The 24,202-nt window shown below is 42.3% G+C and carries 25 protein-coding genes and 1 pseudogene; 7 read left to right on the top strand and 19 right to left on the bottom strand.

All coding sequences use genetic code 11. From position 1 onward, the window contains the following. Window positions 1-65 precede the first annotated feature (65 nt). From J8Z25_RS20640 to J8Z25_RS20610, 7 genes are read right to left on the bottom strand one after another with little or no spacing between them, the layout of a single operon-like run. On the bottom strand, window positions 66-821 hold the full coding sequence (locus J8Z25_RS20640) for a gluconate 2-dehydrogenase subunit 3 family protein (protein WP_130052586.1): 756 nt from the start codon (window positions 819-821) through the stop codon (window positions 66-68). 2 nt (window positions 822-823) lie between these two features. Further along, window positions 824-1,657: a GMC oxidoreductase gene (locus tag J8Z25_RS20635; RefSeq protein ID WP_250662152.1), complete on the bottom strand. Its 834-nt coding sequence runs from the start codon at window positions 1,655-1,657 to the stop codon at window positions 824-826. A gap of 56 nt (window positions 1,658-1,713) precedes the next feature. Next, entirely contained in the window at window positions 1,714-2,502 is a 789-nt protein-coding gene (locus J8Z25_RS20630; protein ID WP_250662151.1) for an NAD(P)-binding protein, read from the bottom strand. Between the two features lies 1 nt (window position 2,503). Then, window positions 2,504-3,196: a 3-keto-disaccharide hydrolase gene (locus J8Z25_RS20625; RefSeq protein WP_130052584.1), complete on the bottom strand. Its 693-nt coding sequence runs from the start codon at window positions 3,194-3,196 to the stop codon at window positions 2,504-2,506. A gap of 24 nt (window positions 3,197-3,220) precedes the next feature. Next, window positions 3,221-4,441 (bottom strand): MFS transporter, encoded by a 1,221-nt coding sequence (locus tag J8Z25_RS20620; RefSeq protein ID WP_130052583.1) that lies wholly within the window; start codon window positions 4,439-4,441, stop codon window positions 3,221-3,223. Window positions 4,442-4,475: 34 nt separating this feature from the next. Then, a complete protein-coding gene (locus tag J8Z25_RS20615) occupies window positions 4,476-5,528 on the bottom strand; it encodes a sugar phosphate isomerase/epimerase family protein (RefSeq protein WP_130052582.1) in 1,053 nt (350 codons plus the stop codon). Window positions 5,529-5,534: 6 nt separating this feature from the next. Then, window positions 5,535-6,695 carry a Gfo/Idh/MocA family protein gene (locus tag J8Z25_RS20610; protein ID WP_130052581.1) on the bottom strand — a complete coding sequence of 387 codons (1,161 nt, stop codon included), beginning with the start codon at window positions 6,693-6,695 and terminating at the stop codon, window positions 5,535-5,537. Window positions 6,696-6,857: 162 nt separating this feature from the next. On the opposite strand from J8Z25_RS20610, the gene J8Z25_RS20605 reads away from it, so the two are divergent. Next, window positions 6,858-7,583 (top strand): AraC family transcriptional regulator, encoded by a 726-nt coding sequence (locus J8Z25_RS20605; protein WP_130052580.1) that lies wholly within the window; start codon window positions 6,858-6,860, stop codon window positions 7,581-7,583. On the opposite strand, the gene J8Z25_RS20600 is transcribed toward J8Z25_RS20605, so the two are convergent. Both J8Z25_RS20600 and J8Z25_RS20595 read right to left on the bottom strand, forming a co-directional pair. After that, window positions 7,580-8,449: a glucosamine kinase nucleotide-binding domain-containing protein gene (locus J8Z25_RS20600; protein WP_130052579.1), complete on the bottom strand. Its 870-nt coding sequence runs from the start codon at window positions 8,447-8,449 to the stop codon at window positions 7,580-7,582. The two genes, J8Z25_RS20605 and J8Z25_RS20600, sit on opposite strands and share 4 nt — an antisense overlap. Window positions 8,450-8,451: 2 nt before the next feature. Further along, entirely contained in the window at window positions 8,452-9,180 is a 729-nt protein-coding gene (locus tag J8Z25_RS20595; protein ID WP_130052578.1) for a copper homeostasis protein CutC, read from the bottom strand. Window positions 9,181-9,733: 553 nt separating this feature from the next. Between J8Z25_RS20595 and J8Z25_RS20590 the strand changes: the two genes are divergently transcribed. Both J8Z25_RS20590 and J8Z25_RS20585 read left to right on the top strand, forming a co-directional pair. Further along, window positions 9,734-12,523 carry a TonB-dependent receptor gene (locus J8Z25_RS20590; protein WP_168990038.1) on the top strand — a complete coding sequence of 930 codons (2,790 nt, stop codon included), beginning with the start codon at window positions 9,734-9,736 and terminating at the stop codon, window positions 12,521-12,523. A 73-nt stretch (window positions 12,524-12,596) separates the two neighbouring features. Continuing rightward, window positions 12,597-13,013 (top strand): GNAT family N-acetyltransferase, encoded by a 417-nt coding sequence (locus J8Z25_RS20585; protein WP_239977573.1) that lies wholly within the window; start codon window positions 12,597-12,599, stop codon window positions 13,011-13,013. Window positions 13,014-13,050: 37 nt separating this feature from the next. Here J8Z25_RS20585 and minE read toward each other — a convergent pair whose 3' ends face one another. The 3 genes from minE to minC are packed head-to-tail and all read right to left on the bottom strand — an operon-like array spanning window position 13,051 to window position 14,835. Further along, on the bottom strand, window positions 13,051-13,314 hold the full coding sequence (gene minE / locus J8Z25_RS20580) for a cell division topological specificity factor MinE (protein ID WP_054552047.1): 264 nt from the start codon (window positions 13,312-13,314) through the stop codon (window positions 13,051-13,053). Between the two features lies 1 nt (window position 13,315). After that, window positions 13,316-14,125: a septum site-determining protein MinD gene (gene minD / locus J8Z25_RS20575; protein ID WP_130052576.1), complete on the bottom strand. Its 810-nt coding sequence runs from the start codon at window positions 14,123-14,125 to the stop codon at window positions 13,316-13,318. 5 nt (window positions 14,126-14,130) lie between these two features. Continuing rightward, complete coding sequence (minC, locus tag J8Z25_RS20570) at window positions 14,131-14,835, bottom strand: septum site-determining protein MinC (RefSeq protein ID WP_130052575.1); 705 nt, start codon at window positions 14,833-14,835, stop codon at window positions 14,131-14,133. Between the two features lie 156 nt (window positions 14,836-14,991). Between minC and J8Z25_RS20565 the strand changes: the two genes are divergently transcribed. Further along, window positions 14,992-15,273 carry a YcgL domain-containing protein gene (locus J8Z25_RS20565; RefSeq protein WP_130052574.1) on the top strand — a complete coding sequence of 94 codons (282 nt, stop codon included), beginning with the start codon at window positions 14,992-14,994 and terminating at the stop codon, window positions 15,271-15,273. Next, entirely contained in the window at window positions 15,266-16,291 is a 1,026-nt protein-coding gene (locus J8Z25_RS20560) for a lytic murein transglycosylase (RefSeq protein ID WP_130052573.1), read from the top strand. The genes J8Z25_RS20565 and J8Z25_RS20560 overlap by 8 nt, the downstream gene beginning before the upstream one ends. A gap of 122 nt (window positions 16,292-16,413) precedes the next feature. On the opposite strand, the gene J8Z25_RS20555 is transcribed toward J8Z25_RS20560, so the two are convergent. The 3 genes from J8Z25_RS20555 to J8Z25_RS20545 form a co-directional block, all read right to left on the bottom strand. Continuing rightward, entirely contained in the window at window positions 16,414-16,827 is a 414-nt protein-coding gene (locus tag J8Z25_RS20555; protein ID WP_130052572.1) for a hypothetical protein, read from the bottom strand. A gap of 158 nt (window positions 16,828-16,985) precedes the next feature. Next, entirely contained in the window at window positions 16,986-17,543 is a 558-nt protein-coding gene (locus J8Z25_RS20550) for a GbsR/MarR family transcriptional regulator (protein WP_055021667.1), read from the bottom strand. Window positions 17,544-17,777: 234 nt separating this feature from the next. Then, window positions 17,778-18,728, bottom strand: a complete 951-nt coding sequence (locus tag J8Z25_RS20545) for an IS30 family transposase (protein ID WP_063528617.1) — start codon at window positions 18,726-18,728, stop codon at window positions 17,778-17,780. Between the two features lie 158 nt (window positions 18,729-18,886). Between J8Z25_RS20545 and adhP the strand changes: the two are divergent. After that, window positions 18,887-19,897: pseudogene (gene adhP / locus J8Z25_RS20540) on the top strand (alcohol dehydrogenase AdhP). A 209-nt stretch (window positions 19,898-20,106) separates the two neighbouring features. Here adhP and ltrA read toward each other — a convergent pair. The 4 genes from ltrA to J8Z25_RS20520 all read right to left on the bottom strand — a co-directional run bounded on the left by ltrA (window position 20,107) and on the right by J8Z25_RS20520 (window position 23,509). Then, window positions 20,107-21,597, bottom strand: coding sequence for a group II intron reverse transcriptase/maturase (ltrA, locus tag J8Z25_RS20535; protein ID WP_130050855.1), 1,491 nt, complete (start codon window positions 21,595-21,597; stop codon window positions 20,107-20,109). 598 nt (window positions 21,598-22,195) lie between these two features. After that, window positions 22,196-22,597 (bottom strand): MerC family mercury resistance protein, encoded by a 402-nt coding sequence (locus tag J8Z25_RS20530; protein ID WP_239978102.1) that lies wholly within the window; start codon window positions 22,595-22,597, stop codon window positions 22,196-22,198. A gap of 102 nt (window positions 22,598-22,699) precedes the next feature. Then, window positions 22,700-23,077, bottom strand: coding sequence for a MerR family transcriptional regulator (locus J8Z25_RS20525; RefSeq protein ID WP_004588890.1), 378 nt, complete (start codon window positions 23,075-23,077; stop codon window positions 22,700-22,702). Between the two features lie 42 nt (window positions 23,078-23,119). Beyond that, complete coding sequence (locus J8Z25_RS20520) at window positions 23,120-23,509, bottom strand: Cd(II)/Pb(II)-responsive transcriptional regulator (protein ID WP_004588889.1); 390 nt, start codon at window positions 23,507-23,509, stop codon at window positions 23,120-23,122. A 77-nt stretch (window positions 23,510-23,586) separates the two neighbouring features. Between J8Z25_RS20520 and J8Z25_RS20515 the strand changes: the two genes are divergently transcribed. Continuing rightward, window positions 23,587-24,201 carry a cation efflux transmembrane domain-containing protein gene (locus J8Z25_RS20515; RefSeq protein ID WP_004588888.1) on the top strand — a complete coding sequence of 205 codons (615 nt, stop codon included), beginning with the start codon at window positions 23,587-23,589 and terminating at the stop codon, window positions 24,199-24,201. Window position 24,202: the final 1 nt, after the last annotated feature.

The raw sequence follows: 24,202 nt of genomic DNA, 5'->3' as shown, positions 1-24,202 counted from the left end.
TAAATCCTAAAAAAAGCAGGGGAGTGACCCCCTGCACTGTGTTAAAAATAACACAAGGGGGAAAGTTAATCGGTATAGGCGTACTCGCTCAGACCAAGCTCTGCTAAGACCTGATCTAAATGAGCTTTTGCTTCATCAGAAGGGCCAGGATAATCACCCGCAATTGGTACATTGCCGAGGTAACCTATGTCTTTACAGCCTTCAGGTGTACAGAAAAAGGCTGCGAGCACTAACTCTTTAAAGCGTAAAAAGGCTTTACCAATACGCTTAAACTGCGCCGGTGTTTGCTCGTTTAAAAACGCAATATCGTCTAGAATCGCACGATGTTGCTTTTCGTTCAGCGCAACAAATTGCTTTTTAAAACGAAGCTGTGCTTCATCGTTAAGCCACGCTAATGAATTTAAAATTTTAATTCTATCGCGTTGTTGGCCTTCATAAGGTGCGCTAACCCATTCATTAATAACTGCCGGTACTTGTAGCTCACTGGCTGAAGGAATATCACCTTCGCGCGGTACAATGTAATCAGATAATAGCGCTACTAACGTAAGTTCGTCAGCCGTTAAGGTCAGTGGCCAAGGTGATTCTGGTGGCATCACCAAATTAGGATCTTGGCCATAGCCTTTCGCGGTGACAGGCTTAATATCTAAATCAGGCCAATGCTCTTTTGCAGAGACAGCACCGTCATCTTCAAGTGCTTTTGTGCAACCAGCGGTTAAACCCACTGCCGAGCCTGCAGCTAATAAGCCAAGCCATTTTAAAGACTCACGGCGGCTCATGTTAGAAACATAGTTATATGAGTCGTGTTCGTTACGATGATGCATAATTAAAGTACCCCGTTATCAATTTGTTGAGCAAGCCAAGTTGAATTACGCATTGCCAGCGTCATGATGGTGAGCGTACAGTTTTTATGAGGATTTGAAGCAAATACACCGGCATCCATTACAAATAGGTTATTACAATCCCACGTTTGTCCCCATTGATTGGTGACCGAATCTTTCTTTGAGCTACCCATTCGTGTGGTTCCCACTTCGTGGATGATTTCGCCGCCTTTTGAAATTGCTTTTTCAGCAGGAGGGAGATCGCCAACGGTCGCACCCATGTTTTCTAAAATTTGCTTCGCAGTTTTTAAACCATGTTCAATTTGCTTTAACTCTCTGTCAGACCACTTAAAGTGGAACTTTGATACCGGAATACCCCATTTGTCTTTAACCTTTTCGTCAATTTCCATATAGGTATCTTTGTTCGGTAACATCTCGCCACGCAGAGCAAAGCCAACGTAAGAGCCATATGCATCACGAATTTGTTGTTTGAGGGCAGGACCATAGCCTTGTTTATCACCCGATACACCCGAGCCTGGTTGTCTAAAGCCACCGCCAATTTCAAAGTGATAACCTCGTGGAAAGTCTAGCTCATTGTTAGCTTGTGCTTGATGACCCCACCAAGGAATAAATAAGTGATTAGCGGTATGGCCATCTTCGTTATAACGTGGACGGCCTTTAAGTGCAGGAATTTGTGCACCTAACCATGCACCTGTCGAATCCATTAAGTTTCGACCTACTTGGCCACTTGAATTAGCAAGGCCTTTAGGGTGCTTTTTATTTTTTGAGTTTAATAAGATACGCGCTGATTCACAGGCACTGGCTGCTAAGATAACCACATCTGCATCAATGGCATGCTCAGTGACCGTATGTTTATCAACATAGGTTACGCCAGTTACTTTACCTGCTCATCAACCTTGACTGATTTAACCATGGCATCGGTAATTACTTTTAAGTTACCCGTAGCTTTTGCCATAGGTAGAAGCGATGTTGTGGTTTGGAAAGCGGCGCCAATCGAGCAACCAGAACCACAAGGTGTTGCATAAAAACAGGCCATGCGGTCATCTTTCGGGCGGGTTAGTACCGCGCGGTGCATAGGCACTGCTTGAATGCCCATTTTCTTTGCAGAGGCGGCAATTAAAAGCTCAGGAACACGCGGCTTCGGTGGTGGCTGTAAAATACCTGGCGATGAATCTGGCATATCTTCATGGCCAGTATTGGTACCACACACACCAACAAGCTCTTCTGTTTTATCGTACCAAGGTGCTAAATCAGCGTATTCAAAAGGCCAATCAGCACCGTGACCATCACGGCTTTTACCTTTAAAATCGTGCTCACTAAAGCGTAATGAATAGCGGCCCCAGTGGTTAGTTCGACCACCTAGCATACGTGCACGCCACCAGTAAAAGTCACTGCCTTTAGCGCTAGTATAAGGTTCGTCAGGCACTTGCCAGCCGCCATCAACGGTTGCATCGTAAAAGCCAAAGTTTTTGTCTTTATTACCAGCCCCCATAAGTGGGGCTTCGTTGTTACGGCGAAACATCGGGCTTTCTGTTTTCGGGTCATAATTACGACCGGCTTCAAGTAATAAGACTTTGTGGCCAAGTTTGGTCAGCGTGTAAGCAGCCATGGCACCGCCAGCACCAGAGCCAACTACTAATACCTTATGTTTAAAATCAGACATCTTATAGCTCCTTAATTTTTATATTTTTAAACCACACTTTGTCACCGTGGTCTTGAAGCCCAATATGACCTTGCGATGCTGTTGCAAAGTTTTTCCAGGTTGCAAACTTACTGCCTTTAACAAGGGTATTCCAGGTTGTACTACCAATCACAATGCTGGTGGTGCTGATACCGTTTTGCCAAACTTGTAAGTGGTTGTCTTGCATCTTAATGCGTACATGGTTCCAGCTATTTGCAGGTTTGTGTGCCGCAGTTGGCGCTGCAAATAAATCGTAAATTGAACCCGCTAAGTGCGAATCAATTTCAGTATCTGGGTGTTCTTCGTTATCGATAATTTGAATTTCAGGAGCATGTGAGTAAATCATCTGCCCAGTTTCATCAGCCAGTACGAAAATACCACTATTACCCTTGGTAGAGATTTTCCAATCAATCAGTAATTCAAAATTTTGGTACTGCTTTTTGGTAAGCACATCACCGCCACCTTTGGTTAATGTCATCGCGCCATCTTCAACAACCCACGCAGGATTTAAAGATTCGCTTTTAAAATTGCGCCACTGCGACATATCTTTGCCATCAAACAATAACTGCCAGCCAGCTTGCTTTTCTTGTTGTGTAAGCTGATTGTCAGCCGCATTAGCGAGTGCACAGCTACTAACGGTAAGCATTAAAGTCAGTGCTTTAAGAGATTTAAACATAGTGTTCCTCGACGATTTACTTGCTTAAGACGCACATTTTTCGGTGCGTTTGTTGTTATTAACTACTAAATGCAACCCAATGAATGCGACGATTAAAATAATTGGGAAGATCAGTAGGTTTTGTAATACAGCCTGTCCGGCTAAAATTTCAATTTGTTCAGCACTTGCACCACTTGCCTCTGCCGATGAGCGGGCAGTGTCTATCCAACTACCAATTACTGGGTTCCAGATGCTCATAGCAAACATGCCTGCACCGCCCATTAACGACATACCCAATGCGCCAGATTTGGGAATGTATTCAGCAACGCAGCCAAGCATGGTTGGCCAAAAGTAGGTAACGCCAAGTGCAAATAGCATCGCTGCCAGATAAATCATGCTGCCCTCGGCTTGACTCATCATAAAGATCCCTAAGCTTGCACAAATGGCAGAACCAAGTAACACACCAGTAGGATTAAGCTTATGAACAATTGGACCCGCAAAGAAGCGACCAACTGCCATTAAGCCGGTGATTAAAGCTAATACCACCATAGGAGAAGCCCCAGAAGAACCTAAAATTCGCTCAATCCATTGTTGCGTTCCAAACTCAGTGGTTGCAGTGAACGTCATACAGGCAATTAAAAAGATGTATAACGGCGTGAATAAGTGGCGAATATTGCTGGTGGTCGAGTGAGCACGGGTATCAAAGCTAGGAAACTGAGCTTTAATTAGCATCGCGCCATAAATAACGGTTGGAACTAAAATTAATGCTACTTGCCACTGCCAATTTAGGCCCGCTCCCGACATAAAGTTAGAAGCAAGTGCGCCAATCACAATGCCACCTGGGAACCAAACATGAAAACGGTTTAGCATGGTAGTGGTATTTTTAGGATACATTTCTGCAATCAGCGGATTACAGCCCGCTTCAACAGAACCGTTAGCAAAACCAATCAAAAAGGTAGAAACTAACAAGCCCCAAAAGCCATCGGCAGTTATAGTCAAAACCAGACCAAGTAAATGACAGATAAACGCTAAAGCGACTAATTTCTTAGCGCCAATGGCATTATAAATAATACCGCCGACCATAGTCGCAACCGGAAAGCCCAAAAATGCCATGGCATTCACCCAACCAAGTTCGGTGTCTGTTAAACCAAATTCACTGCCAAGTTGACCTAAAATACCAGCACGGATGGCAAAGGTCATAGAGGTCACAATCAGTGCTATACAGCAAAGCCGAAAGACTATGCGGTTATAATTATTGTTGTCCATATTGTGTGTCCTGTGTGTTCTATTGTTGTCGGTTTTATAAACCTAAAATTCGATTATTACGCTCGGTGTTTGTTGCGCCACTGGCAAAATCGTCAAAGGCTTTGTCTGTTGGGTTTATTAAGTGAGCTTTAATAAACTCAGCACCTTCTCTTGCTCCATCTTCAGGGTGCTTTAAGCAGCACTCCCATTCAAGTACAGCCCAACCATCAAACCCATATTGAGTTAACTTGCTAAAGATTTGCTTAAAATCTACTTGGCCATCTCCTAAAGAACGAAAACGACCCGGTCGGTCCTGCCAGTTTTGAAAACCGCCATATACCCCAGAGCGGCCATTCGCAATAAACTCGGCATCTTTGACATGAAACGCTTTAATGCGCGAATGATAGATATCGATAAACGCTAAATAGTCGAGCTGTTGCAATACGAAGTGGCTCGGATCATAAAGAATATTAACGCGCGGATGATTATCAGTAGCCGCTAAAAAGCGCTCAAATGTCACGCCATCATGTAAGTCTTCACCCGGATGTAATTCATAACAGACATCGACACCATGCTCGTCAAAGCAATCTAAAATAGGTAACCAACGCTTAGCAAGCTCATTAAAACCTTGCTCAACGAGTCCTTGTGGGCGTTGTGGCCACGGGTAAAAGGTATGCCATAAAAAAGAACCCGAAAAAGTCGCATGAGTTGTTAACCCCAGGTTCTTACTGGCTTTAGCAGCTAGCATCAGTTGCTCTGTTGCCCATTCTGTACGTGCTGCAGGGTTACCTTTTACATGCTCTGCGGCAAAGTTATCGAACATTTCATCGTACGCAGGGTGTACAGCAATTAACTGACCTTGCAAATGGGTTGATAACTCTGAAATTGTAAGTCCATACTCTGTGGCAATACCAGTGACTTCATCGCAGTATTGCTGACTTTGGGCGGCTTTTTCTAAATCGAAAATTTCAGGGTTAGAGGTAGGTACTTGAATCGCTTTGTAACCTAAACCGCTTGCCCACTTACATAAGCCACGAAGGCTGTTAAAGGGGGCTTCTTTAGAAATAAACTGCGCCAAAAAAATTGCTGGCCCTTTGATTTTATTCATTCTTTATTATCCAATCTGTAATTTGTGCCACTTAATGTCTTGCTTTGATGAAGCAACTACGTGCTCAATAAATGCCATACCACGTATAGCTTCATTGATGCCAGGCACATCAAATGCTGAGTTTGTTGCATGGTCGCCTTGTTTAAATGCGTGAATTTGTGCTGCAAAATTGCTGTAGATATTAGCAAATGCTTCTAGGTAGCCTTCAGGGTGACCTGCAGGGGCTCGCAGTGCGTTTTGTGTGTCAGGGTGTAATTCACCCACACCCGCTCGCAGTAAAATAGAGGGTTGGTTGTGACCACGCAGCCATAAACTATTAGGCTCAAGCTGTGACCATTCAAGGCTTGCCTTGTCGCCGTAAATACGTAGCCGTAAGTTGTTTTCATCGCCAATAGCGATTTGGCTTGCTAGTAAAACGCCTTTACAACCATTATTGAATCTAAGTAGCACGGTGCCATCATCATCGAGAACTCGACCATCAACGACATGATCTAAATCAGCACAAAGCTCTGTAATTTCAAGGTCAGATACATATTCGGCTAAGTTAGCTGCATGCACGCCAATATCGCCCATACAGCAGCTAATGCCTGACTTACTGGTATCTAAGCGCCAACTTGCTTGTTTTGATGCTTCGTCTTCACTATGAGATAACCAGCCTTGGGTGTACTCAACAATCACCTTGCGAATCGTGCCAAGCTCACCGGATTTAACGCGATGTTTGGCTTCTTTTACCATAGGGTAACCCGTGTAAGTGTGGGTTAAACCGTACAAAACGTGCTGCTTTGCAATGATGGCTTGTAATTGCTCTGCTTCTGCAAGTGTTAGCGTTGCCGGTTTGTCTGATAACACATGAAAACCATGTTCAAGTGCCATTTTGGCGACGGGAAAATGTAAATGGTTGGGTGTTACAATAGCTACAAAGTCGATACGCTCATCAGCGGGTAATTTTGCTTCTTCGGTAAATAAGCTTTGGTAACTGTCGTAGCAACGACTGTTATCTAGCCCTAGTAACTCGCCAGTTGCTTTACACTTATTAGCATCTGAACTAAATGCGCCTGCAACAAGCTCTATCATCCCGTCTAATCGTGCTGCAATACGATGAATAGCGCCAATGAAAGCACCTTCGCCACCGCCAACCATCGCCATGCGGATCTTAGCTTTGCTCATCTTAAGCGCTCCTAATTTAAATAGCGTTAGCTACTGTTAATCTCATGTTATTGATAATAGGAAAGCTTGAGCAATAAGTGATAATAAAAATTCGGTTGACAATGCAACAAAATCGGCGTTTAAAATATATAGCATTATTCGGGAAAGAGACAAAATTGAGCGATGGATATACAAGAAATAATAAAAAAAGCTGGTGTAAATCAGTTGATTGCTGCATTTGACTTATTGCCAGATATTCTCTTTTGGGTAAAAGACACTGATAGTAGAATCTTGCATTGTAATCAACATTTTATTGAGCATCAGGGTTATAAAACACTTGAGCAAATATTGTTAAAAACAGACTTTGACTTTTCCCCAAAACACTTGGCGTTTCAATACGTCAATGATGATAAGCGAGTGATGGAAGGCTTCATAGTGACTGACCGTTTAGAACTTAATCAAACCCAACAAGGTGAGCTTGGTTGGTTTTCAACATCAAAGCATGCTTTAAAAGATCACGATGACAATGTGATTGGCACCTACGGGGTGACTCGGCACTTACAAAAAACCTCAAAAGCGCTTTCTCATGTTCGTGCGATTGAAGAGCCAGTAAAATTTATTCGCGAGCACTATCATCGTCAGATTAGTATTGATGAATTGGCAGAGCTTGCACATTTGTCAGTAAGTGCCTTAGAACGTCGCTTTAAAAAGCATTTGGCAAAAACTCCTAATCAGTTTATCAACGAAGTCCGTCTCGAAAATGCCCGCAAGCTACTGATTGAAACACAGCTACCCATTTCACAAGTTGCTTATCAATGCGGATTTTCCGAACCAAGTTACTTCAGCAAACAATTTCGGCGTTTGTTTGGTGAAATTCCATCACAAATGCGCTCACAACTCGGTGATTAAATTGCCGCTCTCGCCATTAAAATAGCCCCTTGCTCAGCACTGGCAAGGGCAGGGGTTAAACGCGCTTTACTAGCATAAGTTAAGTAAGGGGTAATGGCACTGGCAATACCGCCCATCAAGGTAATTTTTTTAATGCCTTGCTTTTCAAAGTATGAGATATAGCGGGCTATGTATGCACAAGCTTCATTGATTAATTGCTTACAAAAAGCGTCGTCAGAATGGCTAAAAACGAGGGGCGCAAATTTAGCGAGCTCAGCAGGGCGCGCCGATATTAAAAGCTGACTTAACGCTTGGCTGGAGTGGCAGTTAAGCTGGGTGAGTAGGGTATCTATGGCCGTTGAACTTTTCGCAACACCATCAAGTACTTCAAATGCTTTACGGCAAAGTTGTAAGCCTAACCAACCACCACTGGCACCATCGCTCAGTAATAAACCATATCCACCCAATTCGTTAAATTGGTTTTGCTGCTGGTAGCCTGCACAAAAGCCCGTACCAAGAATAATCACCGCGCCATCATGGTGTTGGTGTGCGCCTTTACACGCAATCAGCATATCTGTTGACAGGGTAAAGTTGGCAAATGGATGTTGCCACATGAGCATAGATTGATAGGCAGATTCGATATTGGCACCAGCAAGCCCGGCATGCACATAGGTATTTTTCAGCTCGCTTAAGGCAAGCCCAGCATCATGAAAAGCAAGTTCTGTAGCATGGAGTATTGAACTTTGACTTTGTTTATAGCTGGTAGCCACGTTTGCTGAGCCACTGATAGCTTCGCTAAGTAGGGTGCCATTTTCGTTTTCTAAACGCACCTTACATTTACTGCCACCGCCATCAATACCTAAAAAATAAATTGCTTTGCTTGCCATGCTTAATCCTTTGAAAGTAGCTTATTGATAGCCTCAGCGCTAATTGCACCTTGTGCGTTATGCACGCAAGAGTGTACATGTACAGATGCATTTGCTGAATGGTTTCTTATTAATTGCCAAAAAGCTTCCGCGTTTTCTAGGGTAACGCCACCACCCATAACAATTTCTATTTGATTAGCGCTGTGTGCTAAGTATGTGTTGAGCTGATTTAGACCATCAACAGCACTTTGGCCGCTTTGCCACGGCGTGCCTGCTGTTAATATGCGGTCAACTCCTAAGCTAATTAGTTTTTCAAGTGCGCATAACGGATTTGTCAGGCTATCGAATGCACGATGAAAGGTAACCATAAGCCCATAATGTTTTGCAGTGGCGAGTAAAGAACGAGTTACCTCTATATCAAGTTTTCCTTGTTTGACTGCACCAAATACTACCCCATGTGCGCCTACATTAGCTGCGAGTTTTATCTGTTTTTCCATTAATTTATGACACTCAGTACTTACAGTAAAATTGCCAGCTTCTGGTCGTATCATTACTAATAGCTCGGTATTTCTGGTCAGGCTTTTCAATGCGCATTCAATTGCAGAAATACCGGGTGTTAAGCCTCCTAGGTGCAAATTACTGCATAACTCAAATCGTTTTACGCCTAAGTTGCTAGACGTAAAAACGTTGTTCGCAAGTTGCTTTAAGTCGCCTTCGTTTAGGCAGACTTCGAGAATTTTACCATTGCTCATCGTCGTTCTTTTACCATATCTATTACACCTAGTTTCTAGTCACTTATTTAACTTGCATTATCAGAAAGTGCCTTTCGGGTTTTAATTTATATTTATCAATGAATTATATGTTTGTGTGTGTTTTTTAGAATTTAGGCTTAAATACAAAAAACATAAGGTTAACTATAAAGTAGAAAAGATAAAAATGAATATAAAATATTCCACACGCCGATTTTGTCATATCTCTCACCGAATTTTTATTATCACTTTTTGACCACTCACCCTATTCTGAATTGGAGTTTAACAAGCTATTAACTACCGATAATACGTTTTAAAACCGATAACAATAAATCGTTTTTGTGGAGGTTATACCAATTCGCTTAATTAAATGGTCTATTTTGAGGCAAGAAAACCTTGTTGATAACAAAGCAGAAATTTCGTTATTTAGCTGTTCTAAATCAGAAATTTTTAACGCAGTTAGCGACAGGTTTAATCCCTCTAAATGACTAATTATTATTGCGGGTTGGTATTAAAGCCTCATAAACAAAAACAGAACACACAACTGGAGATAGGCATGGGCAAGCAAACTGTAATAAAAACAAAAGGGCAGGGACGGCATTTCAAACGTAATGCAATTTTAATTTCGCTATTGGCTGCTATTAATACAAGTTACGCAGCAGAGCAAGCAAATGACGATGTAGAAGTGATTGAAGTACGAGGAATTCGTTCTTCAACAGCAGAAAACTTAGCAATAAAACGACTATCAGCTGCCACTGTTGATGCAATCACTGCTGAGGATATAGGTAAGTTCCCTGATAAAAATGTCGCTGATTCATTGCAACGTGTATCAGGTGTTCTAATTGACCGCGATGGTGGCGAAGGTAGCCGTGTAAGTATTCGTGGTACTTCACCAGATTGGACTCTAACCCAATTAAACGGTAACTATATTGCTTCATCAGGTTCAGGTACTCCTACCCGTAGTTTTAATTACACGTTATTGCCTTCAAGCATGATCAAAAGTGTAGAAGTGTATAAAAGTGCTGAAGCACGCATAGATGAGGGCGGTATTGGTGGTACGGTTATTTTACATACCCGTAAACCACTAGAGATGGAAGCAAACTCAGGTGCGTTAAGTGCTGAAGTAACTTACGATGATGTGTCTGAAGATACTAAACCGCAAGTCAATGTGCTTTATTCATGGAAAAATGACGACGAAAACTTTGGCGTACTTGCCGGCTTTACTCGTCAAGATCGCACCGTAACAACCATCACTAACAACGCGTCACACTGGCGTTTTCACTCAGATACAGTTGAAGGGGCAGAGCGCCCTGCGCTTGTCGACCAAGCAACTGGCGAAGTGTACAACAATGTATGGGCACCGCGGGCTATGAGTGTAAATAACTCAAACCAAGACCGTACCCGTGATGGTTATCAAGTGGCCGTTCAATGGGCCCCAAGTGACAGACTTGACTTAAACTTTAATTATTTTGGTGCCAAGCTAGGTTATGACCAAACAGGACAAAGCATTACCTTTGCTGAGTGGAATGATAATCATAACCCGTATTACGGTATTGTACTTGATGGCGATACCGTAGTTGCTTACGGTAACGGTGATAATGGTTTACTGAATGACAATAACTGGGGTGATGCTGATGTAAACGGCGGTGTGCCTGTGCGTCGCGGTTTGTTGTCTCCTCAACTTACCGGGCGTGAGCGTTTTGGTGAGTCAAAATCAAACACCTACGATTTTGAAGGCACTTATTATGGCGATACTTACAGCGTTACAGTAAAGCTGGGGCATACCGAAGCAGAGGGTGGTACCTCAAAAGAAACCTACGCTAATATTGATGCGCGGTTAGGCTCAGTAAATAGCTGGTTATGGTCAATTGAAAATGGTAAACCAAGCTATGAAGTATCGACCGATTTAGCCACTGATAAAGAAGCGTACCAATATTACGATTGGTTTGACTCTTACTCATCTGAAAATGAAGACTCTGAAGATTACATTCAAACAGATGTAAAATTTGACCTTGATGGTAGCTTTTTCACCCGTTTATATGTGGGGGGTAAATACCGCGATCACGAAATTAAAGGTATTCGTAACGACTTTCGTTGGGATGACGGCATAGCTGATAACGGTGGTTACCGAGGTTATTTACCTGGTACTGAGTGGTTCCATAATCCAGATTTTCATCCGGATGCACCAACATTGGTGAGCGACCACGTGGTTGATAACAGCGCCGGTGATACAGGTGCATTTAACTTTTTAGCATTCGATTTTGGAGCGCTTGATAACTACTTAAAAGAAAACTTTAGCCAAACAGTTGTACCTACGCTTTCGGGTACTTATGCCCTTGAAGAGAAAATTTGGTCTGTGTACACACAAGCTGATTTTGAATGGCAAGATTTTCGCGGTAATGTCGGCGTGCGCTATGTCAATACAGAGCTTAGCACTTTGACTTACGATGATGTCATTGGTCAAGACGATGACGATACCGACCCGAATGAGCGCAGTAGCGATGGCAGTGAAGTACTACCAAGCTTTAACCTTGCATGGGATGCAACCGAAGACCTTGTTGTTCGTTTTGCCGCAGCACGCACCATGGCAAGAGTGAGCTATTCAGACTTAAGCCAGGCCGAGTCATATGGTCCTCCAGTTAACATTAACTCACCTGATTCATGGACAGGCCGTGGTAATGGTACCTCAGTAAATACAGGGCTTGAGCCTATGTTATCTGACCAATTCGATTTAGGTATTGAATGGTATTACGGCGATGGTTCAGCACTTGGCGCGACGTTATTCTCTAAAGATATTTCTAACTTACCAATTTCGACAGTAGAAATAGTAGAGCGTGAACACGATTGTTGTAATGGCCCAATCGAAGTCGAAATGAACACCAAAGTCGGTGGCGGTGATGCAAAATCAGAAGGTTTGGAGCTGTTCTTTCAGCATTCGTTTGATAATGGTTTTGGTATTTTAACTAACTATACCTACACAGATACCAGCACCAGCGAAGTATCTACTGACGGGCAAAAAACAGAAGCCGAAATTCCAGGCACGGCTAAGCACCAATATAATGTGTCGGTGTATTTTGAAAATGACGACTTTAGTGTTCGTGCGTCGTATAACTGGAAAGATGACCGTGCTAACGGTATTCACCAAGGCTATAACTTATATACCAAAGACTATGGTCAGCTTGATGTGAATGCCTCGTACAACTTAACAGAGGATCTTTCGTTTACCGCATCAGTTGTGAACCTAACAGAAGAAGTTGAAGAAGGTTACTGGAAACAAAGCAATCGCTTTACTTATAACCAATATTCGGGCCGCCGTTTTTACTTAGGCGCAAATTATAATTTCTAACCGAAGACATGTTGTTTGTTGCAACCTAAAAAGGTACTTTTATTAAAGTACCTTTTTCTTTTTTAAGACAATAATGATTAAGTTTGTAAAAACAACTGAGCAAGACAAAGCCTATTTACTCGACCTAAGATTAAATACCATGGTTGAGCACTTAGAAAATCAGGGGTTATTTTTATCACTTGAGCAGCATCAAGCAAGAGTGGCTGAGCACTTTGAGCATAGTCATTTAGTGTTAAATGATGGGCAATGTGTAGGCGCTGCCAAGTTCATCGTTAGTGATCAAGCAATTAGTTTATTACAGCTACAAATTGCACCTAAAGAGCAAGGCAAAGGGTTAGGCACTAAGGTGTTAGATGCACTAAAAGCGCAAACAGCAAAGATAAATTTAACGGTGTTAAAAGCTAATCCAGCGTATGGATTATATCAACGGGCAGGGTTTAAAACTCTAGGCGAAGACGACTATGAGTTTCACATGCAGTGGCAGAAATAAAAAAGGGCGCTGTTAAAAACTAAGCGCCCAATTTTGACTATTTCTTTTCTTCGTCAGGTAAAGTGACGTTTAGCTCAAGTACTGCTAAGTCATCTTCGTTTTGGTCAAACTGAACCTGAACTGCATCAGTGTTTACATTCACGTATTTACGAATAACATCTAGGATGTCTTGTTTTAGCTGTGGTAAATAATCAGGTGTACCACGCTGTGAACGTTCGTGTGCGACAATGATCTGCAATCGCTCTTTTGCTAATGACGCACTGCTTTTCTTTTCTGAGCGGAAGTAGTCAAGTAAAGACACATTAACCTCCAAAAATCCGTTTAAATAAGCCTTTCTTCTCAACGTCTAAGAAACGAAAATCAACAGTTTCGCCTAATAAACGATTGATTGCATCTGTATACGCTTGGCCAGCATCAGATTCAGCATCTAGAATAACCGGTTGACCAGAGTTCGATGCACTAAGAACAGCTTGTGATTCAGGAATAACGCCCAGTAGTTTAATCGCTAAGATTTCTTGTACGTCTTCTACCGAAAGCATTTCACCTTTTTCAACACGCTCAGGATTATAGCGTGTTAATAGTAGATGTTCTTTTACGCTTTCAAGACCTTCTTCAGCACGTTTTGATTTGCTGTGTAAAATGCCAAGAATACGGTCAGAGTCACGTACTGATGATACTTCTGGGTTCGTTGTTACAATCGCTTCATCAGCGAAGTACATTGCCATCATTGCACCGGCTTCAATACCCGCTGGTGAGTCACACACAATGTAATCAAAATCTTTTTTCAGCTCGTTAAGTACGCGCTCAACACCATCACGGGTTAGTGCGTCTTTATCACGGGTTTGTGAGGCAGGTAAAATATGTAGCTTATCAACGCGCTTATCTTTAATAAGTGCTTGATTTAGGTTTGCTTCGCCATTGATTACGTTTACGAAATCATAAACAACACGGCGTTCACAACCCATGATAAGGTCAAGATTACGTAGACCAATATCAAAGTCGATAATAACGGTTTTAAAGCCTTTAAGCGCTAAACCTGTGCCAATCGCAGCACTTGATGTGGTTTTACCAACACCACCTTTACCAGAAGTAACGACAATCACTTTTGCCATGAGATTTATCCTTTAACCAAAGCTGAAATTTCTAATGAATCATTTTTTTGTTGGATTTGTACTGCGCTGCCCCAGTGTTCACCTTGTAGAGAGTCGCTGATCCAATAACTACCATTAATCGAAACAAGTTCTGCTTCTAATTTTTGGCAAAATATATTTGCTTCGTTGTAACCTTTTGCCCCTGCAATTGCACGGCCGCGAAGGGTGCCATAAATGTGCACGTTACCGTCGCTTATCACTTCGGCGCCATGACTTACAGCACCAATCACGATTAAATCGCGGTCTTTTGCATACACTTGCTGGCCCGAACGAACAGTGCCATGAATAACTTGCGCAGGCAGGTGAACGGTTTTTTCAACGATAGATGTATTTGTTTGTTGTTTAGCGGTTGCAGCCTTAACGTCTTGTGAATAATTTAACACCGACAAGCCTGCAGCTTTTGCGCTTTCGTTTTGCTCTTGAGAGCCATTACAAACCCCAACAGGGTTTAGCGAAAGGCCGCTTAACATTGATTTTAAGAAAGAGAAATCAAGCGCTTCATCTTGTACGTCGCTTAAGTTGATTACGATAGGCGCACCGGCAAAGAACTTAGGTGCTTGGGCGATTTTCTCATCTAACTGCTTACTTAAGAGGGCCGTATCTGCTGAAAATAAATGTAAAACAGATAACGTAAAAAGGTTCCCTTTTAATTCAAAAATTTGTTCCGACATACACGCTCAATTGAATTGTCTGGATTAGCATAATTTAAGTATAAACACAGGCTGAACAAGGCATATACAGTAAAAATCTAATCTATTTTTTCTAACTTATTATTTGACTCATGTTATAGTGTGCGCCTTCGTTAAGCAAGATATTATAGGGCCATAATGCTAACTGCGGTGTATAAAAGTATTAAAAAAGCGGATACATACCTTTTTGTAGAAAAAAGAGATGATTTCTCACGCGTACCTGAACCTTTACTAGAAACGTTTGGTCAACCTAAGTACGTGATGATGATTAATCTAGCAAGCCGTGAAAAGTTAGGTGTGGCAGACTTAGGCGCGGTTAAGCAAGCGTTAATTGATCAAGGGTTCTACTTGCAATTACCTCCGCCAGAAGAAAATCTGTTAACCCAATTTAAAAAAGACAAGGGAGTTGAGAGTGATTAAAAAACTTGCCGTCATTTTACTCAGTGCTTCACTAAGTACTTCAGTATTGGCAGAACAAAAGACACAAGCTGATTTTGACGTTTACGTTGCAGCATTAAAAAAAGAAGCAATTGAAAAAGGCTATGATGAAGCCTTAGTTGATCAAGCACTTGCAACAGCTAAATTCAAAAAGAAAGTTATTTCAGCAGATAAAAATCAGCCAGAAGTAAAAGAAACCCTCGAAACTTATTTACCAAAACGTGTGCCGCAATGGAAAATTGACCGCGCGCGTAAATTATACAAAGAAAACCAAGACGTTCTTGAAAAAGTAGCCAAAGAATACGGTGTTCAAGCGCGTTTTATTGTTGCACTTTGGGGCCTAGAAAGTAACTTTGGTAAAATCCAAGGTGGTCACAGTGTGATTGCATCATTGGTGACACTTGCGTTTGATGGTCGCCGCGAAGCCATGTATAAAAACCAACTTTGGGCAGCACTTGATATCTTAAAAGAGGGTCACATTACCCTTGATAAATTCAAAGGCTCTTGGGCTGGTGCAATGGGGCAAACGCAGTTTATGCCAACCTCATTTAACGCCTATGCTGTTGATTACAATGGTGATGGCCGCAAAGATATTTGGACCACAGAAGAAGATGCATTTGCTTCAATCGCAAATTACTTAAAGCAAGCTGGTTGGAACGATGATTTAACCTGGGGTCGCCAAGTTAAATTACCTGAAGGGTTTGATAACTCATATATTCTTAAACGTGGCACGAAAACACGCAGCCAATGGTTAGAGTATTGGAAAGATTCAGAGCGCAGCCTTGCAGATTGGCAAGCCATCGGTGTTCGTAAAATGGATGGCAGTGACTTACCAAACGTTGATGTTACCGCCGCAATGGTAATGCCAGATGACGTAAACGGCCGTATGTATCTAGCCTACGATAACTACAAAGCACTTATGCACTGGAATCGCTCGTATTACTTCGCAACCAGTGTCGGTTACTTATCAGATCGCATCGGTTACCCAGCGATTAAGTAATTGATTAATAAAAGTTAGCAAGTACCAAGGGTAAAGCAATAAGTTTTACCCGAGCAACTTGCTAACTTATTCGGCGTTAAAACGCCTCCTACAAACTCGCTAACTTTCCACTCGGTACAATTTTAAACCTTTACCTTGAGTGCTTGTTGCAGTGCATCAACGTCTTTACAGCCAAGGTATATGTTTTTTCCGTCAGTTAAAGTTATTTTAACGGCTTTTCCAACAGACGCGTTATATAACCAGCCATCACTTAGCATACGTATACCAATTCCTTGATACCATTTTGTTTGGTATTCAGAAGTGTCGGCAATCTGAGATAATTCAACCTGTTTGCTAATGATCCCAAACCCAAAATACCAACGAAGTTTTTGTTCATCGATTACTATTGTCAGTGAAAAAAACAACACAACAATAAGCAGGTTTATCGATATTATAATCAGTTTGAGGTTAGCCAGTTCAGGAGAGAAAATTATAAAGGCACTAATCACTAATAAAATAATAATTAACGTGTAATTAATTTCCGTTTGTTTATACATAGCCTAATATCCTTGTATGTCAGAACGTAAATAGACGCTTAATTATTAGTATAGCAAATGGAAACAAAGTTACGATTATCTCCTACAAACGCCTTAAGCAAGACCTACAAGAGTGCGCGCGAAACAAGTTTCACGCCTACAAGGTCAAACTCGCTAACTTATTCCCCTTTCCCCGGCTTTTTCAAAATCTTATCTTTAAAATCAAGTACCTTACCAATGCCAGAACCTAGTTTCATTAGGCTTTGCAGTTGCTCAGGGCTTAAGCGTTGTAGCTCTGCTGACCACTTGGTTACGGTTTCGAGTAGGTCGTGAATTTCTTGCATTTGTTGCTGAGCAAAGCGCTCATCATCTGTGTGGGCTTCTTCTAAAATGTTATCGCGAAGCAGGCTTAGGGTTGGGTCTATCTCGCGTTTTTTACGCTCTTCGAATACGCGGTTGGCCATATCCCAAATGCTGCCAGCAGGGCCGTAGTATTCTTTACGGTCACCCGGAATATGGTGCACTTTAATTAAGCGCCAAGACTGTAGCTCTTTAATGCCCATACTTACGTTTCCGCGCGAGATACTTAAGGTATCGGCAATTTCATTTGCCGTCATTGGTTCTTTAGTAATGGTTAATAATCCACACATTTGACCAATGGTGCGGTTAAAGCCCCAACGGCTACCCATTTCACCGCAGTGCATAACAAAAGCTAAGTTTTTTTCAGATAGGCTCATAATTTTTAGTATTCAAAAATTTCAGAAATTAAATGCTAGCACGCTCGGGGTATAACTAAAAGAAATAGCCACTATGCAATCTTCTGCTACTAAAGTGTAGATATGCCATATTTAAAATTTAAGTTATTGAATTTAAATAATAGTTTAATTAAATGCCACAGTGATTAGCTATTTGATGTGGATCAATAATAGTGACAGTCGCGAATTCAACCCCGAAGTGCACCACTCGCTAAATTAGGCCGCATTGCGTAATTCGTTAAACACAACGACAGGCTGTTTGTAACCTAGGCACTTTCTAGGTCTGGCGTTTAGCGCACGTTCTATATCGGCCACCTGCTTATCCGTTACCGTTCTTAAATCCGTGCCTTTGCGTATGTACTGGCGCAGTAAACCGTTGAAGTTTTCATTCAATCCGCGCTCCCATGAGGAATACGGATTCGCAAAATAAATATCAGTGTTGAGCTTATCTGCAACTAGCTCGTGGTCACAGAACTCGCTGCCATTATCAGCGGTTATCGTATGCACATGACGGCGATATCGCCACAGCATGCCTATCATGGCTCTGCTTACGTCTGCCGCGCTCTTTGCTGGCACTTTACGTATTAAATAAAGCTTGCTTTGGCGTTCAACTAGGCTGACTATGGCACCCGTTCCATGCTTACCCAGTACGGTATCAGCTTCCCAGTCACCGAACCGTCTTTTCTTGTCAACAATCGCTGGGCGGTGCTCAATGCCCACTCGGTTCGGGATAATGACACGCTTCGCACGACGACCTTTGCGATATCGTCGATGGCCTTGTCGTAAGTGCCTAAACAACTTGCCGCCACTCAATTTATCCCGTTGCACATAACCGTAAATCCATGCATGACTCACTGAAAGCCCAATAATCCGGCCCACGCCTGCAATTTGCTCGGGACTCCACTTTTGTTTTAATCCGAACTCAACAAAGGTGATGGTCAGCTTAGATAGACACGACTTTGCGGCTTGAACGCGCCTTTTGAGTGTCTTTGCCTGGGCGACTTCGGGTAGATAGTGATTTTCCCGGATCCTATTTCGTCTGATTTCTCGGCTAATGGTGCTATGACTGACTTTCAGGCGTTTGCCTATCTCACGATAACTAAAGCCCTCGCGTAAGTAGGCTTCTATCTGGTATCTTTGTCCTGCGATCAACTGCTTGTAACTCATGGTAAATGCTTCTGTTTGTTTGGCGACGATAGAGTACCACCAACAGGCAGTTGATCTCTTCTCACCGTTTAACCATGAGTGGTGCACTTATTATCTGAATTCGGGGCTAATAAGTTTATCGTATAGGCTGAAATCCAATAATACCATGGAGGAACGTTATGAAAGCTGCAGTAAATAAAGAGTACAAGGGTAAATTAACAATCGAAGATATCCCATGCCCAGAGGTGGGAATTAACGATGTGCTAGTTAAAATTGCCGCGTGTGGAGTGTGCCACACAGATTTACATGCTTGTCATGGAGATTGGCCAGTTAAACCGAAAATGCCATTAGTGCCGGGCCATGAAGGGGTAGGTACTATCGAAAAAGTAGGTGCAAACATTAAACACTTATCAGTAGGCGACCGTGTCGGTGTTCCTTGGTTATATAGCGCCTGCGGGCATTGTGAGTTTTGTTTAGAAGGCAAAGAAACCTTATGCCTTGAGCAGCACAACACAGGTTATTCAGTCGATGGTGGTTACGCCGAATACTGTGTTGCCCATGGTGATTATGTGATTAAAATTCCTGAAGGATTAGGCTTTGCAGAAGCCGCACCTCTATTTTGCGCGGGGGTTACAACCTATAAGGCGCTTAAAGTTACCGATGCAAAAGCGGGTGACTGGGTGGCAATTGTTGGTGTTGGCGGCCTTGGTCATTTGGCGGTGCAATACGCAAAAGCAATGGGCTTTAATGTAATTGCCGTTGATACCGGCGAGAGCAAGTTGGCACTAGCCAAAGAGCTTGGCGCAGACATCACCATAGATTTTATGAAGCAAGTACCTTCAGAAACCATTTTTGAGCAAGTGGGCGGGGCACATGGTGTTGTGTGTACGGCTGTTTCAAAACCCGGTTTTGAGCAAGCTTATAAAAGCGTGCGCCGTGGCGGTAAGTGCGTACTTGTAGGTTTACCACCAGAAGATATGCCATTGCCAATTTTCGACACCGTGTTAAATGGTGTGTCTGTTGTTGGCTCAATTGTTGGTACGCGTAAAGACTTATAAGAATGCCTCGACTTTGCTGCTAAAGGTAAAGTTAAAGCCATTATTGAAGAAAAACGACTCGAAGATATCAATGATATTTTTGACGACATGCTAAAAGGTGATATCACAGGCCGAATCGTAATGACGCTTTAAACTTAAGTCAGTTAATGCTGTCAGGTTTGGTTGAGCGGCTCAATTGAGTCTGACAGTTTTTCATATGCTAAAAAGTAAGTAACTGTAACTTGTTTTTGTCGGATAGACGACACCTGTTACCAAGTGTCGCCCTCCTAAGAACCGTACGTGCAACTTTCACTGCATACGGCTCAAGCCTTCACGAAGGCACCTAATTGGTACCCAGCAACTTATAAAGCAGCGAGATTAGGCTCATTCCAAGAGTTGCGGCATTGCCTCTTTGCTTTTCTCTTTGCCAAGTATTCTTGGTATAAAGGATCAAAAGGCGTAGCTTCACTCCTGATTTTCACATGTCTCTCTATTGGCACCTTAGCTATTTGAAATAGATTAAACTGACAATCCATGTTCATGTTCATGTTCATGTTCATGCTCTTCTGCCAACCGTGAAATTGCCATTGGCCTCGACGGTTGATAAAGTACTTCATGGCGATCCAAGTTTTTGATTTTGTTGGATGACGCCTTTTAGCCCAATGCCATAACGCTAGAAATAGTTTGTGGCTCACATATCCGAATACTTGTTTGGCAACGCAATGGCGATAGTAATTCGACCAACCCCTGAGTTTCGGATTTATCAACTTGATTAGATCGTTAACGGGGGTAGTTGCGTGCTTTTTAATGAGTTCGCGCAAGTTACTCAGAAATATTAACGTGTTAGATTTGCTCGGTTTAATGAGCAGTTTTCCTTTGTACTTCCTATGGTTAAAGCCTAGGAAGTCAAAACCACGGCTAATGTGGGTAATGTGCGTTTTCTCTTCGGAGAGCGTTAAGCCTCTATGTGCTAAGAAGTCAGCAATCAACGGTTTGATATCGTTCTCCAGCACGTCCTTTGAAGTGCATGTGACTACGAAATCATCGGCGTATCCTATAAAGTTGGCTCTCGCCCCATTTTTAAGTGCGGTGGACTTAATGCGTTGCTCAAGACCTGCAAGAGTCATCAGCATCAAGGTTGGAGATATGATCCCGCCTTGTGGTGTTCCCTCGTCAGTGCGATAGAACAGCCCTTTGTCCATAAAACCAGACTTTAACCATTGTTCCAACATTCGTTTATCTACAGCTATATTATTCATAAGCCATTGATGCCCAATCTTGTCGAAACAGGCTTTGATATCTCCCTCAAGAACCCATTGCGCGGATTGCTTTTTACTCAAACAGAGAAAACACTGAGCAATAGCATCAGCAGTGCTTCTATTGCGCCGAAATCCGTAGCTATTTGGGTCAGCAAGTGTTTCTGACACAGGCTCTAGTGCAAGAAGGTGAAGCGCTTGTAGCGCTCTATCGACCATGCACGGGATACCCAAAGGTCTGAGCTTGCCGTTTTTCTTAGGGATGTAGATACGCTTGAGCGGTTTGGCTTGATAAGCCTTTCTGCTCAATTGATTGACTGCTTTCATGCGGCGCGTATCCGTATTCCAGATGACGCCGTCTATTCCGGGCGTTTTACTGCCTTTGTTTTGTGATACTCGCTTAACAGCAAGAAGTTTTGCCGAATGCGAGTGAGTCAGTATCCACTGCAACGCTTTCGCTTTGCTGTGTTTACCTTCTCTTGTTGCTTTTGCAATACGCATCTGAAGCTTTAAAACGTGCGACTCAACAGTTTTCCAATTTATGGATTGCCATTGAGCACTGTCAGGGGAGGCACTAATCTCTTTTGAAATCATCATTTGCGTTTCTCCTTGAATAAAGTTCTTCAAATTCTCTTGCAACGGAAGACCAGTCGGAAGTCAGCTCACTTTCGTGCCAGACAGACGTCTGTATCTGCATCATTACAATCCAGCCTTTGCTTTCTCCAACATCCTCTACCTGCATCACTATCGGCTATATAAGCTTTCCCAAAGGGAGTGATACAGGCTTACCGTGTTCCGTATGTTGCGCAATGTCAGGTTAGATGCCCGCTATAGTGCGGAGAGTTCAGTGATCACGAAAGAGCATGGGGCAATCTCTTTCCGACTCTCGTGCCTTTTGGCTACAGCGTATTAACCACTTCCGCTGTTTCATCGTATAACGCACCTTACGCGGATTCACTTATGTTCATCATACTGACTGCCTAGCACTCACCCGATTTGTGGTTATCAGGAGGATCGTCCTCTCACGATTAAGATCCCGATTGGCGCATACCAACCTTCGTTACATTGTCAGAGCCGCTACTTTATTCAGGCTCCTAGGATCATCTGGTGATACAGATGGTTCACTCATTAAGCGGTGAACAGCGCTTCATACGACTTCACGTCGCACGCCCCAAAACGAGTTAACGTAAATGCTCTAAGGGCAGCTTTGAGCGAAAAGCAGACATTGACCGTTAATCGTTTCAACGACGGCAATTAGCCATACGTTGCATGTTTGCTCCCTTACTGGTTTTACGATATCCAAAACCGACATAACGACCATTAAGCAAATACCAAAGTAAAATAGGTATGTGCTCCAATCATATAGCCAAAGAGGATAAAGCGTTAATAGCACTGCTACAGGCCCTAGAATGCTGAAGACAGCTCTGGTATGGTTTTTATTTTTGTGCCAGTTGTATAAGTTTACCAATAGTTCCAAAGATGCAAAAATAGGTAAAAGCGTATTTACAGCTATTCCTTCGAAGTGAGAGAAGAAGCCTAGTCCTAATGCCGATGCAAGTGACCTTAATGCAGGGAGGCAGGCCGTGCCGCTAGCCAAACGCCACTAGAGCCTACTCTGTCTAATATTTTATTTATCATTTGAAAGTCTATTGGTTGATATTACCATCATTCTAAACTCCGTATACAAGTACGGAGTCAATCATTTTAATGAGTCAATTATGGGGCAATGTGTTGGATCTTCGTTTTGCATACAGGTATTTGTCATACCCACAATTACTTTCTCTAAACGTTGAAGGTCATTAATTTTGTCTCGAATGATTGCTAACTTTTGTCGGTTTAATAGCTCAACTTGAGCGCAGTTGCTGTCCATAGACATTAGCGATTTTATTTCTCTTAACGTAAAGCCGAGCGCTTTGGCTTTTGTGATAAACCTAAGTTGTCCTGCTATTGATTCGTCATATTGTCTATAACCAGATATTGGTTTTTCAGGTTGTGTAATCAGTCCTTCTCGTTCATAAAAACGAATGGTTTCTACATTTAAATTTAATGATTGTGCTAATTTGCCAATGGTTTTCATTATTGCCTTTGTGAATACTACTAATCTAAAGTTATATTTAGTTCAACTATCTAATGACTTGATAATGCCACAGACTTCAATTGTACCGTCAGACCCGCAAGAGCTTGCCATTAGTTTTAACTCTTTTTTGAGTGCATTCAATTCCTTCATTCGTTGATTAACTAAAGTTAGTTGCCGATCAATTAATGCATTTACACTAGAGCAACTCTCCTCTGGCTTGTTTTTTAATTCAATGAGTCGCTTAATATCATTAAGCGGAATATCTAAACTTCGACAATGCTTTACGAACTCTAGCTCTTTAAATGCCTTATTAGAATACAACCTGAAATTCCCTTCAGTGCGATCAGGATCTGACAGCAAGCCCTCCTTTTCATAATATCGGATGGTTTGTACTGAATACCCCGATGTTTTCGATAACTCACCAATTTTCATAAAATTTCCAAATAAACTTGACCCTATAGTCACTATAGGATTTATAGTTAGAGCATACAAGTTAATCGGAGATGAAAATGAGCGATTGTGGGTGTGAAGTTGAGCTAAAAGATAACCAGCAAAAAACGGTGCTTTATTGGCTTCTGGCTATCAATGCCTCGATGTTTGTTTTTGAAATTGGCTTTGGTTGGTTATCAGAATCAACGGCTTTAATTGCAGATTCGTTAGACATGCTAGCGGATGCAATCGTCTATGCAATTGCACTATACGCGGTGGGAAAGTCAATCCAACATAAGGCTAATGCTGCTTTAGTGAGTGGCTATTTCCAACTGGGGTTAGGCGTGCTAATTCTAATGGATATTGCTAGAAGGCTGTATGGTGAAAGTGAGCCTCACTCTTGGTTTATGATTGGCGTAGGCATGGTTGCTTTAGTTGCAAATGTGATTTGTCTCATCCTTATTCGAAAGCACAACAACGATGAAGTACATATGAGAGCTAGCTGGATATTTTCAGCGAATGATGTAATTGCAAATCTTGGTGTCGTTATCGCAGGCATACTCGTTATGGTGCTGAAACAGCGTTGGCCTGATATCGTCATTGGTAGCATCATTTCAATGTTAATTCTTCGAGGCGCTTACCGAATACTAAGCGATGCTAAACAAGAATTAGCTGTTGCTGAGAAAACACGTTAAA

Origin of the sequence: Pseudoalteromonas sp. SCSIO 43101 (assembly GCF_023650775.1) — a bacterium.
Classification (GTDB): domain Bacteria; phylum Pseudomonadota; class Gammaproteobacteria; order Enterobacterales; family Alteromonadaceae; genus Pseudoalteromonas; species Pseudoalteromonas apostichopi.
This window is presented reverse-complemented; position numbering and strand designations above follow the sequence as displayed.

What these genes read in the sequence shown, in the direction of transcription:
- J8Z25_RS20565 (WP_130052574.1), top strand. Translation starts at nt 14,992, where the DNA reads ATGCTAACTGCGGTGTATAAAAGTATTAAAAAAGCGGATACATACCTT.
- J8Z25_RS20630 (WP_250662151.1), bottom strand. Translation starts at nt 2,502, where the DNA reads ATGTCTGATTTTAAACATAAGGTATTAGTAGTTGGCTCTGGTGCTGGC.
- J8Z25_RS20555 (WP_130052572.1), bottom strand. Translation starts at nt 16,827, where the DNA reads ATGTATAAACAAACGGAAATTAATTACACGTTAATTATTATTTTATTA.
- J8Z25_RS20515 (WP_004588888.1), top strand. Translation starts at nt 23,587, where the DNA reads ATGAGCGATTGTGGGTGTGAAGTTGAGCTAAAAGATAACCAGCAAAAA.
- J8Z25_RS20550 (WP_055021667.1), bottom strand. Translation starts at nt 17,543, where the DNA reads ATGAGCCTATCTGAAAAAAACTTAGCTTTTGTTATGCACTGCGGTGAA.
- ltrA (WP_130050855.1), bottom strand. Translation starts at nt 21,597, where the DNA reads ATGATGATTTCAAAAGAGATTAGTGCCTCCCCTGACAGTGCTCAATGG.
- J8Z25_RS20620 (WP_130052583.1), bottom strand. Translation starts at nt 4,441, where the DNA reads ATGGACAACAATAATTATAACCGCATAGTCTTTCGGCTTTGCTGTATA.
- J8Z25_RS20600 (WP_130052579.1), bottom strand. Translation starts at nt 8,449, where the DNA reads ATGGCAAGCAAAGCAATTTATTTTTTAGGTATTGATGGCGGTGGCAGT.
- J8Z25_RS20585 (WP_239977573.1), top strand. Translation starts at nt 12,597, where the DNA reads ATGATTAAGTTTGTAAAAACAACTGAGCAAGACAAAGCCTATTTACTC.
- minD (WP_130052576.1), bottom strand. Translation starts at nt 14,125, where the DNA reads ATGGCAAAAGTGATTGTCGTTACTTCTGGTAAAGGTGGTGTTGGTAAA.
- J8Z25_RS20595 (WP_130052578.1), bottom strand. Translation starts at nt 9,180, where the DNA reads ATGAGCAATGGTAAAATTCTCGAAGTCTGCCTAAACGAAGGCGACTTA.
- minC (WP_130052575.1), bottom strand. Translation starts at nt 14,835, where the DNA reads ATGTCGGAACAAATTTTTGAATTAAAAGGGAACCTTTTTACGTTATCT.
- J8Z25_RS20525 (WP_004588890.1), bottom strand. Translation starts at nt 23,077, where the DNA reads ATGAAAACCATTGGCAAATTAGCACAATCATTAAATTTAAATGTAGAA.
- J8Z25_RS20605 (WP_130052580.1), top strand. Translation starts at nt 6,858, where the DNA reads ATGGATATACAAGAAATAATAAAAAAAGCTGGTGTAAATCAGTTGATT.
- J8Z25_RS20590 (WP_168990038.1), top strand. Translation starts at nt 9,734, where the DNA reads ATGGGCAAGCAAACTGTAATAAAAACAAAAGGGCAGGGACGGCATTTC.
- J8Z25_RS20545 (WP_063528617.1), bottom strand. Translation starts at nt 18,728, where the DNA reads ATGAGTTACAAGCAGTTGATCGCAGGACAAAGATACCAGATAGAAGCC.
- J8Z25_RS20610 (WP_130052581.1), bottom strand. Translation starts at nt 6,695, where the DNA reads ATGAGCAAAGCTAAGATCCGCATGGCGATGGTTGGCGGTGGCGAAGGT.
- J8Z25_RS20520 (WP_004588889.1), bottom strand. Translation starts at nt 23,509, where the DNA reads ATGAAAATTGGTGAGTTATCGAAAACATCGGGGTATTCAGTACAAACC.
- J8Z25_RS20615 (WP_130052582.1), bottom strand. Translation starts at nt 5,528, where the DNA reads ATGAATAAAATCAAAGGGCCAGCAATTTTTTTGGCGCAGTTTATTTCT.
- J8Z25_RS20625 (WP_130052584.1), bottom strand. Translation starts at nt 3,196, where the DNA reads ATGTTTAAATCTCTTAAAGCACTGACTTTAATGCTTACCGTTAGTAGC.
- J8Z25_RS20640 (WP_130052586.1), bottom strand. Translation starts at nt 821, where the DNA reads ATGCATCATCGTAACGAACACGACTCATATAACTATGTTTCTAACATG.